The organism is Rhizobium sp. NZLR11, from assembly GCF_019685115.1.
Lineage (GTDB): Bacteria > Pseudomonadota > Alphaproteobacteria > Rhizobiales > Rhizobiaceae > Rhizobium.
In genome coordinates this window covers 267,061-283,202 of sequence record NZ_JABDWD010000004.1, presented here as the reverse complement: position 1 = coordinate 283,202, position 16,142 = coordinate 267,061, and the positions used below count along the sequence as shown (strand labels likewise).

14 protein-coding genes and 1 other RNA gene are annotated in these 16,142 nt (G+C 61.7%); 9 read left to right on the top strand and 6 right to left on the bottom strand.

Annotated elements, in window-relative coordinates:
* Position 1 precedes the first annotated feature (1 nt).
* The 3 genes from HJB83_RS09980 to HJB83_RS09970 all read right to left on the bottom strand — a co-directional run bounded on the left by HJB83_RS09980 (position 2) and on the right by HJB83_RS09970 (position 3,952).
* Positions 2–2,113: a mechanosensitive ion channel family protein gene (locus tag HJB83_RS09980; protein WP_221131785.1), complete on the bottom strand. Its 2,112-nt coding sequence runs from the start codon at positions 2,111–2,113 to the stop codon at positions 2–4.
* Between the two features lie 196 nt (positions 2,114–2,309).
* Positions 2,310–3,341 (bottom strand): phosphogluconate dehydrogenase (NAD(+)-dependent, decarboxylating), encoded by a 1,032-nt coding sequence (gene gnd, locus HJB83_RS09975; protein WP_221131784.1) that lies wholly within the window; start codon positions 3,339–3,341, stop codon positions 2,310–2,312.
* A gap of 83 nt (positions 3,342–3,424) precedes the next feature.
* The gene (locus HJB83_RS09970) at positions 3,425–3,952 is read right to left on the bottom strand and encodes an SRPBCC domain-containing protein (protein WP_221131783.1); all 528 of its coding nucleotides are present in this window, start codon (positions 3,950–3,952) and stop codon (positions 3,425–3,427) included.
* A 71-nt stretch (positions 3,953–4,023) separates the two neighbouring features.
* Here HJB83_RS09970 and HJB83_RS09965 point away from each other — a divergent pair, with 71 nt between their 5' ends.
* From HJB83_RS09965 to HJB83_RS09955, 3 genes are all read left to right on the top strand, one after another.
* Positions 4,024–4,356: a helix-turn-helix transcriptional regulator gene (locus tag HJB83_RS09965; RefSeq protein ID WP_207581692.1), complete on the top strand. Its 333-nt coding sequence runs from the start codon at positions 4,024–4,026 to the stop codon at positions 4,354–4,356.
* A 145-nt stretch (positions 4,357–4,501) separates the two neighbouring features.
* On the top strand, positions 4,502–5,485 hold the full coding sequence (locus tag HJB83_RS09960; RefSeq protein ID WP_221131782.1) for an NAD(P)-dependent oxidoreductase: 984 nt from the start codon (positions 4,502–4,504) through the stop codon (positions 5,483–5,485).
* Between the two features lie 166 nt (positions 5,486–5,651).
* Positions 5,652–7,139 carry an esterase-like activity of phytase family protein gene (locus HJB83_RS09955; RefSeq protein ID WP_221131781.1) on the top strand — a complete coding sequence of 496 codons (1,488 nt, stop codon included), beginning with the start codon at positions 5,652–5,654 and terminating at the stop codon, positions 7,137–7,139.
* An 80-nt stretch (positions 7,140–7,219) separates the two neighbouring features.
* On the opposite strand, the gene ssrS is transcribed toward HJB83_RS09955, so the two are convergent.
* The 3 genes from ssrS to HJB83_RS09940 form a co-directional block, all read right to left on the bottom strand.
* Positions 7,220–7,378: non-coding RNA, 6S RNA (gene ssrS / locus HJB83_RS09950), on the bottom strand.
* 59 nt (positions 7,379–7,437) lie between these two features.
* A complete protein-coding gene (locus HJB83_RS09945) occupies positions 7,438–7,824 on the bottom strand; it encodes a cell division protein ZapA (RefSeq protein WP_207581695.1) in 387 nt (128 codons plus the stop codon).
* A gap of 127 nt (positions 7,825–7,951) precedes the next feature.
* A complete protein-coding gene (locus tag HJB83_RS09940) occupies positions 7,952–8,227 on the bottom strand; it encodes a DUF4164 domain-containing protein (RefSeq protein WP_037078920.1) in 276 nt (91 codons plus the stop codon).
* A 333-nt stretch (positions 8,228–8,560) separates the two neighbouring features.
* On the opposite strand from HJB83_RS09940, the gene tkt reads away from it, so the two are divergent.
* The 6 genes from tkt to HJB83_RS09910 all read left to right on the top strand — a co-directional run bounded on the left by tkt (position 8,561) and on the right by HJB83_RS09910 (position 16,083).
* Entirely contained in the window at positions 8,561–10,534 is a 1,974-nt protein-coding gene (gene tkt, locus HJB83_RS09935; RefSeq protein WP_221131780.1) for a transketolase, read from the top strand.
* 82 nt (positions 10,535–10,616) lie between these two features.
* Complete coding sequence (gap, locus tag HJB83_RS09930; protein ID WP_207581697.1) at positions 10,617–11,627, top strand: type I glyceraldehyde-3-phosphate dehydrogenase; 1,011 nt, start codon at positions 10,617–10,619, stop codon at positions 11,625–11,627.
* 242 nt (positions 11,628–11,869) lie between these two features.
* Positions 11,870–12,184, top strand: coding sequence for a hypothetical protein (locus HJB83_RS09925; RefSeq protein ID WP_207581698.1), 315 nt, complete (start codon positions 11,870–11,872; stop codon positions 12,182–12,184).
* 176 nt (positions 12,185–12,360) lie between these two features.
* A complete protein-coding gene (locus tag HJB83_RS09920) occupies positions 12,361–12,540 on the top strand; it encodes a hypothetical protein (protein WP_221116401.1) in 180 nt (59 codons plus the stop codon).
* A gap of 396 nt (positions 12,541–12,936) precedes the next feature.
* A complete protein-coding gene (locus HJB83_RS09915; protein ID WP_207581700.1) occupies positions 12,937–14,811 on the top strand; it encodes a potassium/proton antiporter in 1,875 nt (624 codons plus the stop codon).
* A gap of 69 nt (positions 14,812–14,880) precedes the next feature.
* Entirely contained in the window at positions 14,881–16,083 is a 1,203-nt protein-coding gene (locus tag HJB83_RS09910) for a phosphoglycerate kinase (protein ID WP_207581701.1), read from the top strand.
* Positions 16,084–16,142: the final 59 nt, after the last annotated feature.

Genomic DNA, 16,142 nt, shown 5'->3' with positions numbered 1-16,142 from the left:
GCTATGCCGCCGGCTCGCCATTCGCCCGCGCATGGGCGGCGTAGCGGGCGACGGCAGCATCGACCTCCGCATCGCGATCACCCGCCACCTGCACCGTCGGCACGGCGAATTCGATGCCGTTCTCCTTGAAGGCATTGCGGATCATCGCCAGCGCATTGCGGCGGATGACGAATTGCTCGCCGGGTTTCGTCATCATCGACAGCCGGATTTCGATCGCGAATTCGCCGAACTGCTCGACACCCTTCATCTTCAGAGTCTCGATGATATGAGGGCCGAATTCCGGATTTTCGAGCAGCGTCTGGCCGATCTGCTTGATCACCTTCTTCGCCTTGACCAGATCGGTGTCGTATTTGACGTTGAGGCTGATCTTGTCGATCGTCCAGTCGCGGTTGAGGTTCTTCACCGCGCCGAGTTCGCCGAATGGCACCGTCGTCAGCGGCCCGCGATGATGTCTGAGCTTCACCGAGCGCAGGCTGAAAGCCTCGACCACGCCCTTGTGGCTGCCGCTTTCGATATATTCGCCGATACGGAAGGCATCGTCCCAGAGATAGAACATGCCGCTGATGACGTCCTTGACGATCGTCTGCGCACCGAAGCCGACCGCGACGCCGACGACGCCCGCGCCGGCTATCAACGGCCCGATCTCGATGCCGAGGCCGGAGAGCACCATCAAAGCGGCGATGACGGCGATGACGACGGCAAGGATATTGCGGAAGATCGGCAGCAGCGTCAGTATCCGTGCGCGTTTGGCCTTCTCTTCGTCCGTTGCTCCGCCATCCACGGATGAATCGAGCAGCTTGCCGTCGATATAGGCCTTTATGACATGCCAGAGAAGATCGGCGGCAAGCAGGATGACGATGCCGCCGATGACGCCGCGCGCGATCTTGTCGACCATGGTGTCGCCGGCGGCCATCGTATCGGCGCCGACGCCGAGCATGCGCCCGAGCCAGATGGCGGCAATGGCAATGATCAGCGCCCGCACACCGCGGTCGAGCAACACGGCCGCAATGCGGCGCGTGGCCAGGAAGCTTGCTTCGGTCTGCTGCAGCGATTTTACCGCAATCGTCGAGACGGCAAGCACGCGCGGCAGCAGCAGCACATAGATGCCGAGCCAGAGCAGCCAATTGAAGCCTGCGACCCAGAGGCTCCAGAGCAACAGGAAATAAACGATGAGCGCCCAGGAGGTCCCGTGACCGCGCTTCTCATCCTTGTGCGGCCGCGACCAGACCGCTTCGATCGCAATCAACAGCAGGCCGATGCCGAGGATATAACCGACGAGGAGCCGCACACTCGCGGAATAGCCAAGCGGCTCCATCGACTGGATCACCGCCCAGCCAAGCATGAAATAGATGACGAAGGTCGCGCAACGGCGGTACCAGAAGAGCGCAAGGGCACGCCCCGGCATCGTCGGGGCGGTGATGCCCTGTCGTTCTTCTTCGGCCCGCGCCAGCCCGATGAGATCGACCAGCACGCCGCCGAGGCAGATCGTGAAGCGTTGCACGATGAGCGCGACGACGCAGACGATCGCGATGCTCTGGCTAAGCGGTGGCCAGCCGAGGCTGAGAAGCGCAAGCACCGTTGCCGCCGCGAAGATCAACGCCGGGATGACGCGCGGCGCCAAATGCATGCCGGCCATCTCAGCCAGGCGACGCCGGCGACGGCGGAAGGCATAACGGGCAATGCTCTCGACAATAGCGCCGAGCAGGAAGATCGCCAGGAACTGCGCCACCATGCGCGACCAGCCGTTCGCGGCGATCTCACCGAAGAACAGCGAGGATGCATTGCCGATCTGAAAGGGTAGCGTCATCGCTGCATCGGAGACCATCGAGACGTGCCGGCGGGCATGCTGCAATAGGCCTGACAGCACCGACATCTGATCCGCAGCCGCGGAACCGCCCGCAGGTGCTGTCGCCATCTGGTTCGACATCCACTGCTTGACTTCAGGTTTCTGCATGAGCTCCATCATCTCACGCACTTCGGCCGGCGGACCTGCTGCGGCAGGAGCCGAAGATGGGCTCTGCGCCGCTCCTGGGGAAACTGCCGCAGCAAGCGTCGACAGCGCCATTGTCCAGAATAGGGCGACCCTGAATATCCCTGCCATGTCACGCTTCATTGCCGCCCTCCGATGGAGCGCCGGCCGCCGACACAAGGCGAGGCGGACGTCTCCCGATAGCAATGGAATAGCCGCGACCGATGCCGGCAGCAAGGAGGGCGAAGGCGAAGACCGTGAGGAAAGGCCGGCAGTTTTATGGCCGCCGCCCTCGCCACACCAGGTCACAATGCGAAACGGGCGCGCACGACGCCTGACTTCACGATTTGGCGGCCGGCTTTTCCACGTGGCCACCAAAGCCCGCCCGCATCGCCGACAGCACCTTGTTGGCGAATTCGTCGTTGTCGCGCGAGGAAAAGCGGCCGTAGAGCGCAGCACTCAGCACCGGCGTCGGCACGCTTTCGTCGATTGCCGCCATGATCGTCCAGCGGCCCTCGCCGCTGTCGGAGACGCGGCCGGCATATTTCGACAGCGAGGGGTCGGCATGCAGCGCATCGGCTGTCAGATCGAGCAGCCAGGAGGTGATGACGCTGCCGCGGCGCCAGACTTCGGCGACATCCTGCAGGTTGAAGTCGTATTGGAAATGTTCGGGATGGGCAAGCGGCGCGGTTTCCGCGTCGGCCACATGCGAGGCAGCGCCGATATTGGCGTGTTGCAGGATATTGAGACCCTCGGCATAGGCGGCCATCAGGCCATATTCGATGCCGTTATGCACCATCTTGACGAAATGGCCGGCTCCATGCGGGCCGCAATGCAGGTAGCCCTGTTCAGCGGTGCTGGCCGCAGCCGCTTCGGCGGTGCGGTTCGGCGATGCTTCCGTCGTGCCGGCGCCGGGCGCCAGCGTCGCGAAGATTGGGGATAGATGCTGGACGGTGCCCTTTTCGCCACCGATCATCAGGCAATAACCGCGCTCCAGGCCGAAGACGCCACCGCTGGTGCCGACATCGACATAGTGGATGCCCTTGGTGATAAGTTCGGCGCCGCGGCGGATATCGTCGTGGTAATACGAGTTGCCGCCGTCGATGACGATGTCGCCGTTCTGCAGCAGCGGCATCAAGCTCGCCAGCACCTTGTCGACGATCGCCGCCGGCAGCATCAGCCAGATTGACCTGGGATGGGTGAGCTTCGAGACGAATTCTTCGAGCGAAGCACTGCCGGTCGCACCGAGGCCCGCGAGTTCGGCAACGCTTTCCGGCCTGGCGTCGTAGACGACGCATTCGTGACCGCCCCGCATCAACCGCTGGACCATGTAGTTGCCCATGCGGCCCAAACCAACCATGCCAAGTTGCATAATAAAATCTCCTGGAAATCGAGATGAAGTATCGAATCCGGAAATTAACACCCGCAGTGTGACAGGCAAGCGAAGTCTGGCTCCTATGGGCGAATGCGACGATTGCGCCGCCGATCTCCTTGAGGTTCGTCAGACTCCGGCGCGCTGGCCGGCTCTCCCTTCATTTCGCTGAGGAACATGCCCTCGCGCAGATTGATGCCATATTCGATAAAAGCCTTCATGCAGCAGAGCATCTGAGTCCAGCCCTCGCAGTTTAGATAGCTGCCGCGCCGGCCGGCATCGTCCTCGCGCCAGCCGGTCTCGGCGATGGTCACCAAGGTGCCGCCATCCTCCAGCGGCTTGAAATTCATCTCCACCGACGTCTTATAGGTCGTCTTGTCGTCGTCGGTGCCGCCATCCCAGCGGAGCACGATGCGGCTTTCCGGCACGAGTTCGACCACCTCCACTTGGGCGTCCTTCCACCAGGTCACCGTCGTGCCCTTGACGAGCGGTGCGCTCGCCCCGCCGATCGTGGTGAAATAGCTGCTGAGCTTCTTTGGGTTAACGACGGCGTCAAATACCTCTGCGACGGGACGGCCGATGCGGCCGGAAACACGGATTCCGAGAGACATGGCACTTCTCCTCTTCTCCATTATGCTCGTATTCCATTGTACTCGGATCCATTATGTTATAAAAACATAACATGTCAAGCGAATCGACCGACGACCCCGTTTTCAAGGCGCTGGCGCATCATCGCCGCCGCGAAATCCTCGACCTGCTCAAGGATGCCCCCCGCACCACAGGGACGCTCTGCGAGATGTTTCCGCAAATGGACCGCTGCACGGTGATGCAGCATCTGAAAGTGCTGGAGGAAGCCGATCTGGTCATCGCCCGGAAGGAAGGCCGCGAACGCTGGAACCACCTGAACAGCCTGCCGATCAAGCACATCCATGACCGCTGGATCAGCGCTTACGCCGGCCACGCTCTATCGATCCTCGACCGGTTGAGGAGCGATCTCGAAGGCCAGACGGAATAATGATCCGGCGGTCGAACAGCTTGCTTCCCGGCCCTTTGTCAGAGCATCGGCTGAGCCTGCAGCTTTCCTGCATGCTCATGCATAAATCATGCGTTGTCCGCAAACGTCAGTCTTTATAGCCTCCGCCGCCGAAGGAGAGGATGCAATGACGATACTGGTGACGGGAAGCGCCGGCCATCTCGGCGAGGCGCTGATGCGCAGCCTGCGAGCGCAAGACCGGACGGCGCGCGGAATCGATATCAAACCCTCAGCGTCCACCGACATGGTCGGCTCGATCGCTGATCGCGCTTTCATCCGGCAGGCGATGTCGGACATCCGCCACGTCGTCCATGCCGCCACACTGCACAAGCCGCATGTGGCGACCCACGGCAATCGCGATTTCCTCGACACCAATGTCGGCGGCACGCTGAACCTGCTCGAAGAGGCGGTCGCCGCGGGCGTTGCAAGCTTCGTCTTCACCAGCACCACCAGCGCCTTCGGTGCGGCATTGACGCCGGCCGCCGGCGAACCGGCGGCATGGGTGACCGAGGACATGCTTCCAGTCGCGAAAAACATCTACGGAGTGACGAAACTCGCCGCCGAAGGTCTGTGCGAATTCTTCGCCCGCAACTCCGGCCTGCCGGTCGTCATTCTCAGGACATCGCGCTTCTTTCCCGAAATCGACGACGATCCTCACATTCGCGGCGGCTATTCGGCAGAGAATGCCCATGCCAACGAGCTTCTTCACCGCCGCGTCGATATCGCCGATGTGGTCCGCGCCCATCTGCTGGCGCTCGACAAGGCGCCGGCAATCGGCTTCGGCCGCTACATCGTCTCCGCCACGACGCCGTTTTCGGCGACCGATCTCGTCGCGATCCGGCACGACGCGTCTCTTGTCGTCGAACGACTGTTTCCGGGTGCAGGCGCTCTCTATGCATCACGCGGGTGGACGATGTCCCCGACGCTCGACCGTGTCTATGTCAACGCCCGCGCAAGGCGGGAACTGGGCTGGCAGCCCCGATATGATTTCCAACTCGTACTCGATTGCCTGCGCGACAACAGGGAATGGCGCAGCCCCTTGGCGCTGGACGTCGGCTCGAAATTCTACCACGACGAGGTCTTTGCCGAAGGGCCTTATCCGGCCGGGTAAGCAGCAAACTGGAATGCGGACACGCGGATGCCCGACATTCTCTCGGCATGGCCTTTTCGCTGCAAAGCGTCATCCAGATATCATGATCCCGTCATAGACCGTCTGCGGTGTCCGGCCTGCCGGCGGAAGCCGTTTCGAGAGCGCTTTTGACCGAGAGGGTATTTTCATGAAAAACGTCAGACCATATGCATCGCGGCTGTTCGCCGCGGTTCTTGCCGCATCCGCCGCCGTTCCGGCCGTCGCAATGGCCGAGAATTCCGCCACCGCCGGCGGCCTCACCTTCATCAACAAAGGCCTGGTCAGCATCGGCCGCATCCCGGCCAACCAACGCGACAAATTCGGTGAGACCTTCGGTTCCGGCTCTGGCATGGCGATCGATCCAACCGCCTGGAGCCGCGACGGCGCCAGCTACAAGGGCATGCTCTACCTGCTGCCCGACCGGGGTTACAATGTCACCGGCACAGTCGACTACCGCCCGCGCCTGAACACCATCGCGATCGGCCTCACGCCGGTTGCTCCGGGCGCAACACCCGAGGCCGGCAAGGAGCAGTCCGGCGTCGACGCAAAGCTTGTCGATTCCATGCTCTTTGTCGATGACAAGGGCGCTGACATGACCGGTCTCGATCCGGAATCCGGCGTGCGCGTCGCTGCCGGCAATTTTCCGCCGCTGCCGCAGGCTGTAAACGGCAAGATCGCGCTCGACAATGAAGCCATCATCCGCATGGCCGACGGCACCATGTTCGTCAGCGACGAATACGGCCCTTATATCTACCGCTTCGCAGCCGACGGCCACCTGCTCTCGGCGACCCAGCCGCCGAAGGCGCTTTTGCCGATGCGCAAGGGCGCGCTGAGCTTCGCCTCCAACAATCCCGGCCCCGGCGCCTCCGCTCCTGATCCGAAGGATCCGGAGACCGGACGCCAGAACAACCAGGGGCTCGAAGGCATGGCAATGACGCCGGACGGCAAGTTCATCATATCAGTGCTGCAGTCGGCCACCCGCCAGGACGGCGGCGATTCCAGCTCGACCCGTCAGAATACCCGCGCCATGATCTATGACGCCGCCGATCCCGATCATCTGAAGCTGGTGCATGAATATGTTGTGCCGCTGCCGGTCTTCAAAGATGCCAAGGACAAGACGGTGATCGCCGCCGAGAGCGAAATCGTCGCCCTGTCCGACAAGACCTTCCTGATGCTCGCCCGCGACAGCGGCAACGGCCAGGGCCTGAAGGGCGACACCTCGCTCTACCGCAAGATCAACATCGTCGACCTCTCCGATGCGACCGATATCGCCGGCAGCGATTTCGATGCCGACAAGCCGATCGCGCCGAAGGGCGTCGTCGATCCCTCGCTGACGACGGCGACGCTGACGCCCTTCATCGACATCAACAACAAGGCCGACCTTGCTCGCTTCGGCCTGCACAACGGTGCGCCGAACGACAAGAACAACCTGTCGGAAAAATGGGAAGCCATGGGTCTTGCAAGCGTTCTCGACCCGAACCTGCCGGACGACTACTTCCTGTTCCTCGCCAATGACAACGACTTCTTGACACAGGATGGTTTCCAAGTCGGTGCGGCTTACAAAGCGGACGGCGGTGCCGATGTCGACACGTTGTTCCAGGTCTTCCAGATCACCCTTCCAGGTCTGAAAAAATAGCGGACGCGCTGAACCGGGCGGACGCGTAAACCGCGTTCGCCCGGTCGGTCCGGCGCCGTCGAAGGGGAGGGAAGGGAAAGGTGCGATCCACGACAACCGATGGATGTTTACGATCCTGGGTGCCTACAAACGTAGGTGGGCGCCGTGTGTCCAGGCCCACGGGCCTAGCCAGGGACAGCTCCCTTTGGATCGAGTATGGCCCCAGGGATTGTGGTTCCTGTCGAGAGGCGCAGACCGCATCGCGATATATAAGGTCGTTTGCGCCAGCGCGCCAGTGGCGGCGGCACGCAGTCGTTATTTAATTCAGATCCATTGAGTTCGGGGGGGGCCGTCCGTTCAGCTTGTCGGTGATTCCGCGAATCCGGCTTGAAACCTCGCTGAGCGCCGCCGCGAGATTTTCTTCGGTGCGGGCGGTGGCCGCAAGCACCGTGTCGCGGTTGCCGCGCAGCGACTCGAGCTCGGATTCGAGCCCGGCGACGCGGCGCGTCAACTCGGAAATCTCGTCCATGATCATGATACCGGCCATGACGGTGATCCTGAGATCGCCGATTTCCCCGAACTGCCCCTTGAGATGGCCGACATAGCGGTCGAAACTGGTCGCCAGATCGGTCAGGTGATCCTCCTGCCCTTCCTCGCAGGCCATGCGATAGGCCTTGCCGTCGATCGTTACCGTCACCTGCGCCATGCCAAACTCTTTCTACGAGAGCATGATGCCGAAAGGTATGAGCGGTTTTCGGACGACATCATGCTTAACGCTTAAATGAGAACAGGATTCAGATTTTGGGCCAACTTGGCCCTAAAATCATCCTGTTCTAGCGATCCAGAACCGCGCGGATCGTTTCCATGGCCGTCACCAGCCGCCGCGATACCTCGCGGTTGACTTCCTCAAGCCGGTTTGCGCGGAATTCGGCCTGGTCGAGCTCCTGCGCCAGCCGCGAACGGTCGGCGTGCACGCGCCGCACCTCGCCCTCGATCTCGCCCTGCTCGCGCTGCCGCTCGACGCGCATGTCGACGGCATTTTCGAGGCCCGAAATCGCCTGTCTCAATTCGTTGAGCGCTGCTTCCATGGTTTTGCCTGTGGGCATCATGCCTTCCCAATTCCCGCGCAGGATCCGCGAATCGGCACGCCGCGCCGATCCTGCGATTTAAAAAGGATATGCAGCTCGCCGACGGCCCGTCAATAAATCCTGTCACTTGCCTACCGGCCTATCCTGTGGATGAGCGTTTTACACATGCCGACGATAGGTGATTTGTCATTTGTACAATCGAGCGATCAAATGTCAAAAATTGCCATTGCCCGCCCGGATTTGGCTTGCCATTTATTGACTTGCCCGCCCCAACTGCTATGTCTCTGCCGCTTTCACTCGATGGTCTTGGAGGCTCGAGGCCATCCCCCGACACCCGGAACTTGCGGAAAAGCCATGACCTCTCCCGAACAACACGACCGGATGGCGAATGCAATCCGTTTTCTCGCCATGGACGCCGTTGAAAAAGCGAACTCCGGCCACCCCGGCATGCCGATGGGCATGGCTGATGTGGCAACGGTCCTGTTCACCAAATATCTGAAGTTCGATCCGAAGAAGCCGCACTGGCCGAACCGCGATCGCTTCGTACTCTCGGCCGGCCATGGCTCGATGCTGCTCTATTCGCTGCTGTATTTGACCGGTTATCCTGACATGACTATCGAAGATCTGAAGCAGTTCCGTCAGCTCGGCTCGAAGACTGCCGGTCATCCGGAATACGGTCACGCGACCGGCATCGAAACGACGACCGGTCCGCTCGGCCAGGGTATTGCCAATTCCGTCGGCATGGCGATTGCCGAACGCAAGATGCGCGAGGAATTCGGCGCCGATCTTCAGGATCACTATACCTATGCGATCTGCGGCGACGGCTGCCTGATGGAGGGCATCAGCCACGAAGCCATCGCGCTCGCCGGCCACATGAAGCTCAACAAGCTCGTTCTGTTCTGGGACAACAACTCGATCACCATCGACGGCGCCGTGTCTCTCTCGGATTCCACCGATCAGGTCGCCCGTTTCAAGGCCGTTCATTGGAACACGATCGAGATCGACGGTCACGATCAGGCTGCCGTCGCCGAAGCGATCGAGGCTGCCCACAAGTCCGACCGGCCGACCTTCATCGCCTGCAAGACGATCATCGGCTTCGGCGCCCCGAACAAGCAGGGCACCCATAAGGTCCACGGCAACCCGCTTGGTGCCGAGGAAATCGCCGCCACGCGCAAGGCGCTGAACTGGGAATCTGAGCCCTTCGTCATCCCGTCGGACGTCTTGGATACCTGGCGTGCAGCCGGCGCCCGCTCCGTCGATCTCGTCAACGCCTGGGAACAGGGTCTGGCCAAGGCTCCGGCCAAGGCCGAATTCACCCGCCGCATGGCAGGCGAGCTGCCGGAAGGCTTCGATGCCGCAATCAGCGCCTTCAAGAAGAAGCTTGCCGAGACCAAGCCGACCGTTGCCACTCGCAAGGCTTCGGAAGACGCGCTCGAGGTCATCAACGGCTTCCTGCCGGAAACGCTCGGCGGCTCCGCCGACCTGACGCCGTCGAACAACACCAAAACCAGCCAGATGCACTCGATCACGCCGACGGATTTCGCCGGCCGTTACATGCATTGGGGCATCCGCGAGCACGGCATGGCCTCTGCGATGAACGGCATTGCGCTGCACGGCGGACTGATCCCGTATAGCGGCGGCTTCCTGATCTTCACGGATTATTGCCGCCCGCCGATCCGCCTTGCTTCGCTGATGGGCATCCGTGTCATCCATGTCCTGACGCATGACTCGATCGGCGTCGGCGAAGACGGCCCGACGCACCAGCCGGTCGAACAGCTCGCCGGTCTGCGTGCCATCCCGAACCTGATGATCTTCCGTCCGGCCGACGCCACGGAAACGGCGGAATGCTGGCAGATCGCCATCAAGACGCACAACCGTCCTTCGGGCCTTGCTCTGACGCGCCAGAACCTCACTGCGTCTCGCACCGAATACAGCGAAAAGAACCTCTGCGAACAGGGCGCTTATACGCTGGCCGGCAATGCCGACGCCAAAGTGACGATCTTCGCCTCCGGTTCAGAAGTCGAAATCGCCGTCGCCGCCCGCGCAGCCCTTGAAGCCAAGGGTGTCACGGTGCGCGTCGTATCGGTTCCCTGCACGGAACTGTTCTTCGAGCAGCCGGACGCCTATCGCAAGGAAATCCTCGGCAACTCACCGGTAAAGATTGCCGTCGAAGCCGCCGTCCGCGAAGGCTGGGATGCCTTTATCGGACCGGAAGGCACTTTCGTCGGTATGAAGGGCTTCGGCGCTTCCGGCCCGGTGAAGGACGTTTACAAGCATTTCGGCATCACCACCGACGCCGTCGTTGCGGCCGCGGAAGCAAAGCTTTAATGAGGGCGCCTTGAGGCGCTCTCCATCTCCTCAATTCCAGGCCCGGCTGTATCGGGCCCTACTCTATCGGGAGTGAATGAACATGACAGTCAAGGTTGCCATCAACGGCTTCGGCCGCATTGGCCGCAACGTCCTTCGCGCCATCGTCGAATCCGGCCGCACCGACATCGAAGTCGTCGCCATCAACGACCTCGGCCCCGTCGAAACCAATGCCCACCTGCTGCGCTACGACTCGATCCACGGTCGCTTCCCGGCCACCGTGAAAGTCGAGGGTGACTCGATCATCGTCGGCAACGGCAAGCCGATCAAGGTCACCGCCATCAAGGATCCGGCGACACTTCCGCACCGCGAACTCGGCGTCGACATCGCGATGGAATGCACCGGCATCTTCACCTCCCGTGACAAGGCTGCCGCCCACCTGACGGCCGGCGCCAAGCGCGTCATCGTTTCGGCACCTGCAGACGGCGCCGATCTGACTGTCGTCTTCGGCGTCAATCATGACCAGCTCACCAAGGAGCACATGGTCATCTCCAACGCGTCCTGCACGACAAACTGCCTGGTGCCGGTTGTAAAGATCCTCGACGACGCCGTCGGCATCGACCACGGCTTCATGACGACGATCCACTCCTACACCGGCGACCAGCCGACGCTCGACACGATGCACAAGGACCTGTATCGCGCCCGCGCCGCCGCTCTTTCGATGATCCCGACCTCGACAGGCGCTGCCAAGGCAGTCGGCCTCGTTCTGCCGCATCTGAAGGGCAAGCTCGACGGCACCTCGATCCGCGTTCCGACCCCTAACGTTTCCGTCGTCGACTTCAAGTTCGTCGCCAAGAAGGCCACCAGCGTTGGCGAAATCAACGAAGCCATCATGGCTGCCGCAAATGGCAAGCTGAAGGGCGTCCTCGGCTACACCGACGAGCCGCTCGTCTCCCGTGACTTCAACCACGACAGCCACTCCTCGATCTTAGCAACCGATCAGACTAAAGTCATGGAAGGTAATTTCGTGCGCGTCCTGTCCTGGTACGACAATGAATGGGGCTTCTCCAGCCGCATGTCCGACACGGCTGTTGCGTTTGCCAAGCTCATCTGAGCGCGCTTAAGGCATCGACATGCAAGCGGCCCGGGAAACCGGGCCGCTTTTTGTTGCCATGCCGCAAACGAAACCAACCTTTCCGCACTGGTATCTTTTCGTCCATTGCAGAGATGAGATCTGTTAGGATAACTCGCCTGGACATTCCAAAATGCCCAGTTTCCTCGCGCCGCATCGGCCACCGGCCAGGCGCGGAACACCAATACCGTGCGGCAGCAGTGTCGCTGATATGAGAGAGATGGATGGATTACTTTACCGTAGAAATCGCCGGCCGTGCCGTTGCCAGCTTTCGCTCCGAAAATCACGAGGAAGCGACCCATTTCTTCGAGGCGGAAGACTTTCGTGACGATCTGACCATCCTGGAATCCGAAGGCAAACCCCTGTGGGACCGTAAAGCGGTGCTCAGCCTGCGCAAGGCAACCGCCGAGGAGGCCAGCGAAGTCGAGCACGCCTATGAATTCGACGATGATCCGGAACGGACCATCGAGGACGAGTTCGTCGTTTTCCTGGTCCCGGTCGCGGATCTGACCGACGTGGGCGAGGACTCAGAAGACTGACCGACGATCTGCATCGTTTTCCGATTTCGAAAGCCACACCGAAGCGACGGGTTCGGTGTGGCGTTGCCGTCCGCAGGCAAGGATTGATCACTTGGCAATCCGCTGGCAAAGCGTGATAGATTGCCGAGATGCATAGCGCCGCGCAATGGCGAAGATAATCCAAGTGGAGGCGATTAATGGCAGAGGCACAAAAACGCTTGTCCCACACCGCGCTCAAGCGGCGGCAGCGGTTTCACCGCAAGCGGGACGTCCGACCTGCGGTGCTTGCAAAGGCCAATCGCCTGGTTATCTGGGTCGCCGCGTTCATCGGTCTCTCGTTTCTCGCCATCGTCATTTTTCAGGCGGTGTTGGGATAGCAGAGCAGCGGCCCCGCTCTCTGCATGCGCGCCTGCAATCCCTTTTCCCATCATTGAGAAGGCAGACGCACCGCGTGAACGCAAAAACGTGGCTTGGCCTGTTGTCGTTCGCAGATACCGGCAGGAAAAATCCGTGCCTGTCTCTTTTGCCCTGCTCTCGCCTGAATTTCCGATACATTCCTTATAGACAATTTCTCCCGTAGCATTCCGTGTCGGTTGGCCGTCCGGCAGCCGTTCAGTAGCATGATGCAGCGTCGCGACGAGGTTAAGCCGCAAGGCCTACCCTTCTCTGACGTTTTGCCGTTTACTGGACCGCCGCGGGTGAGGAGGGGTTGGAGTAAGGCGGATCGGCCGGGGCGGCTGTATTCGTCAAGCAGTCGATGGAAAGGGGTGGGCATGGAAGCGTTTTATATCGTGGTGCTGGTCTCGACGGCGCTCGTGCTTCTTGCCGCTTTTTCGAGCCTGCTTGCCTTCCGCTTCGGCGCCCCCCTGCTGCTGCTTTTCCTCATGATCGGCCTTGCCGCCGGCGTCGACGGGCTCGGCATTGAGTTCAGCAACAATTACCTCGCCTATATTCTCGGCTCTATCGCGCTGGCCGTCATCCTGTTTGATTCCGGCTTTGGCACGCCGATGCAGGCCTTCCGCCTGGCGGCCGTTCCCTCGCTGGCACTCGCGTCGGTCGGCGTGCTGATTACCGCCTCGCTCTTTGCCTTCGCGGCGATGTGGCTTTTGAACTTCACCTGGCTGGAAGGTCTGCTGCTCGGCTCGATCGTCGCATCGACGGATGCCGCCGCCGTCTTCTTCCTGCTGCGCATTGGCGGCATCAACATCCGCGACAAGGTGCGCTCAACGCTGGAGGTCGAATCCGGCACCAACGACCCGATGGCGATCTTCCTCACCATCGCCCTTGTCGAGGTGCTGGCGAGCGGCGAGCGTTCCGCCGGCATCAATATCGGCATGCTCGCCATGTTCGTGCAGCAGATGGGCCTCGGCGTCATCCTCGGCCTGCTCGGCGGCATGATGATCGTGCTGATCGTCAGTAAGCTGGACACCGATCGCGGCCTGACGCCGATCTTCGTGCTGGCGCTTGCCCTTCTCGTCTTCTCCTTCACCGGCGCGGTCGGCGGCAGCGGCTTCCTCGCCGTCTATGTCGCCGGCATTTACGCCGGAAACCGCAAGATGCAGGCGATCGGCACCATCAAACGCTTCCAGGACGGCATGACCTGGCTGGCGCAGATCATCATGTTCCTGGTGCTCGGCCTGCTTGCGACGCCGTCGCAATTCCCGGTCATCATCGTGCCCGCCATTCTGCTTGCCCTCTTCCTGACCTTTGTCGCCCGGCCGTTGGCGGTCTGGCTGTCGCTGCTCCCGTTTGATTACACGCAGCAGGAAATCGGCTTCGTTGCCTGGGTCGGCCTGCGTGGCGCCGTCTCCATTCTGCTTGCCATCATGCCCATCCTCGGCGGGCTTGAGAACGGACAAATCTATTTCAACACGGCCTTCATTATTGTGCTGGTCTCGCTGCTCCTCCAGGGCTGGACGATCAAGCCCGTCGCCAAGAAGCTCGGCCTGATCATTCCGCCGCGCATCGGTGCCGTCGATAAGGTCGAGGTCGACCTGCCGGGCGCGGCCAACCACGAACTGCTCTCCTACCGCGTCATCAAGGATAGTCCAGTGCTGCGTGGCGAACGCATCCCGCGTTGGGCGACGCCTTCGCTGGTGATCCGCGACGGCAAGTCGATGCGCTACCAATATGCCGGGCGGCTGCGCGAGAACGATCTCGTCTACCTCTTCATCGTGCCGAGCTACTCCCGCCTGCTCGACCGGCTCTTCGCCAGCCGTGCGCCAGTGGATGAGGACGATGCCGATTTTTTCGGAGCCTTCGCGCTCTCACCTGCCCGCCCCGCCGCCGATCTCGACGCCGCCTATGGCCCCGGCCTGCTCAACGAAACGGAAAAGGGCCTGACGATCGCCGAATTGATGCGTCAGCGCCTCGGCGGTAAGGCCGATTATGCCGACCGCGTCCGTCTCGGCTCCATCATTCTCATCGTCCGCGATCTCGACGAGCACGACCACATCACCTCCGTCGGAATGTCGCTCGAAGCGGTCGAACCAGCGATCACGCTGCCAATCTTCATCAATCTCAAGGACATCATCCAACGCATCCGCGACCGGCTGAAAGGGCGCCGAAGCCGCGAAACCGCCGCCTCCGAAATCGCGGCGAAAGCACCGCCCCGACGTGACGAAGGCACACGCGAAAACGGCCGTTGAACGCCTTGCGTCTCAAATGATCCTTGCTATGGTCGCCGCAACTTCCGCCAACCAAGACTGGATTTCCCCATGCCTTCTTTCAAGACCCTCGACGATCTTTCCGACATCCGCGGCAAGCGCGTTCTCGTCCGCGTCGATCTCAATGTCCCGGTCAAGGATGGCAAGGTCACCGATACGACGCGCATCGAGCGTGTGGCGCCGACGATCCTCGAACTGTCCGAGAAGGGCGCCAAGGTGATCCTGCTTGCTCATTTCGGCCGGCCGAAGGACGGCCCTTCGCCGGACCTGTCGCTGTCGCTGATCGCCCCTTCGGTCGAGGAAGTGCTCGATCATGCCGTGCTGACGGCGTCCGATTGCATCGGCGAGGCGGCCGCCTCCGCCGTCGCGGCGATGAATGACGGCGATATCCTGCTTCTGGAAAACACCCGCTTCCACAAGGGCGAAGAAAAGAACGACCCCGACTTCACCAAGTCGCTTGCTGCCAACGGCGACATCTATGTCAACGACGCCTTCTCCGCCGCCCACCGCGCCCATGCCTCGACCGAGGGCCTCGCCCACCACCTGCCGGCCTATGCCGGCCGCACCATGCAGGCCGAACTGGTGGCGCTGGAAAAGGGTCTGGGTGATCCCGCCCGCCCTGTCGTCGCGATCGTCGGCGGCGCCAAGGTCTCGACCAAGATCGACCTCCTGATGAACCTCGTGAAGAAGGTCGATGCGCTCGTCATCGGCGGCGGCATGGCCAATACTTTCATCGCCGCCCGCGGCACCAATGTCGGCAAGTCGCTCTGCGAACATGATCTCGCCGAAACCGCCAAGCAGATCATGATCGAGGCCGCGACCGCCGGCTGCGCCATCATCCTGCCGGAAGACGGCGTGATTGCCCGGGAGTTCAAGGCGGGTGCCGCCAATGAGACAGTCGATATCAACGCCATTCCCGCTGATGCCATGGTGCTCGATGTCGGGCCGAAATCCGTCGAGGCCATCAACGCCTGGATCGAGCGCGCTTCGACTCTCGTCTGGAACGGCCCCCTCGGCGCCTTCGAGATCGAGCCCTTCGATGCCGCCACGGTCGCTGCCGCGAAATACGCCGCGGAGCGCACTGCAGCCGGCAAGCTCACCTCCGTTGCCGGCGGCGGCGACACCGTCTCGGCGCTGAACCATGCCGGCGTTGCCGGCGCGTTCACCTATGTCTCCACAGCCGGTGGCGCTTTCCTCGAATGGATGGAGGGCAAGGAGCTTCCCGGCGTCGCCGTCCTCAACGCCGCCAGATAGTCACACGCCGATTCGACTGGTTTTACATGTGGATAGACCGCGGCGGCGAGAGCGCCTTC

What these genes read in the sequence shown, in the direction of transcription:
- HJB83_RS09920 (WP_221116401.1), top strand. Translation starts at nt 12,361, where the DNA reads ATGGCAGAGGCACAAAAACGCTTGTCCCACACCGCGCTCAAGCGGCGG.
- gnd (WP_221131784.1), bottom strand. Translation starts at nt 3,341, where the DNA reads ATGCAACTTGGCATGGTTGGTTTGGGCCGCATGGGCAACTACATGGTC.
- HJB83_RS09960 (WP_221131782.1), top strand. Translation starts at nt 4,502, where the DNA reads ATGACGATACTGGTGACGGGAAGCGCCGGCCATCTCGGCGAGGCGCTG.
- HJB83_RS09915 (WP_207581700.1), top strand. Translation starts at nt 12,937, where the DNA reads ATGGAAGCGTTTTATATCGTGGTGCTGGTCTCGACGGCGCTCGTGCTT.
- gap (WP_207581697.1), top strand. Translation starts at nt 10,617, where the DNA reads ATGACAGTCAAGGTTGCCATCAACGGCTTCGGCCGCATTGGCCGCAAC.
- HJB83_RS09955 (WP_221131781.1), top strand. Translation starts at nt 5,652, where the DNA reads ATGAAAAACGTCAGACCATATGCATCGCGGCTGTTCGCCGCGGTTCTT.
- HJB83_RS09965 (WP_207581692.1), top strand. Translation starts at nt 4,024, where the DNA reads ATGTCAAGCGAATCGACCGACGACCCCGTTTTCAAGGCGCTGGCGCAT.
- HJB83_RS09970 (WP_221131783.1), bottom strand. Translation starts at nt 3,952, where the DNA reads ATGTCTCTCGGAATCCGTGTTTCCGGCCGCATCGGCCGTCCCGTCGCA.
- HJB83_RS09925 (WP_207581698.1), top strand. Translation starts at nt 11,870, where the DNA reads ATGGATTACTTTACCGTAGAAATCGCCGGCCGTGCCGTTGCCAGCTTT.
- HJB83_RS09910 (WP_207581701.1), top strand. Translation starts at nt 14,881, where the DNA reads ATGCCTTCTTTCAAGACCCTCGACGATCTTTCCGACATCCGCGGCAAG.
- HJB83_RS09940 (WP_037078920.1), bottom strand. Translation starts at nt 8,227, where the DNA reads ATGATGCCCACAGGCAAAACCATGGAAGCAGCGCTCAACGAATTGAGA.
- tkt (WP_221131780.1), top strand. Translation starts at nt 8,561, where the DNA reads ATGACCTCTCCCGAACAACACGACCGGATGGCGAATGCAATCCGTTTT.
- HJB83_RS09980 (WP_221131785.1), bottom strand. Translation starts at nt 2,113, where the DNA reads ATGAAGCGTGACATGGCAGGGATATTCAGGGTCGCCCTATTCTGGACA.
- HJB83_RS09945 (WP_207581695.1), bottom strand. Translation starts at nt 7,824, where the DNA reads ATGGCGCAGGTGACGGTAACGATCGACGGCAAGGCCTATCGCATGGCC.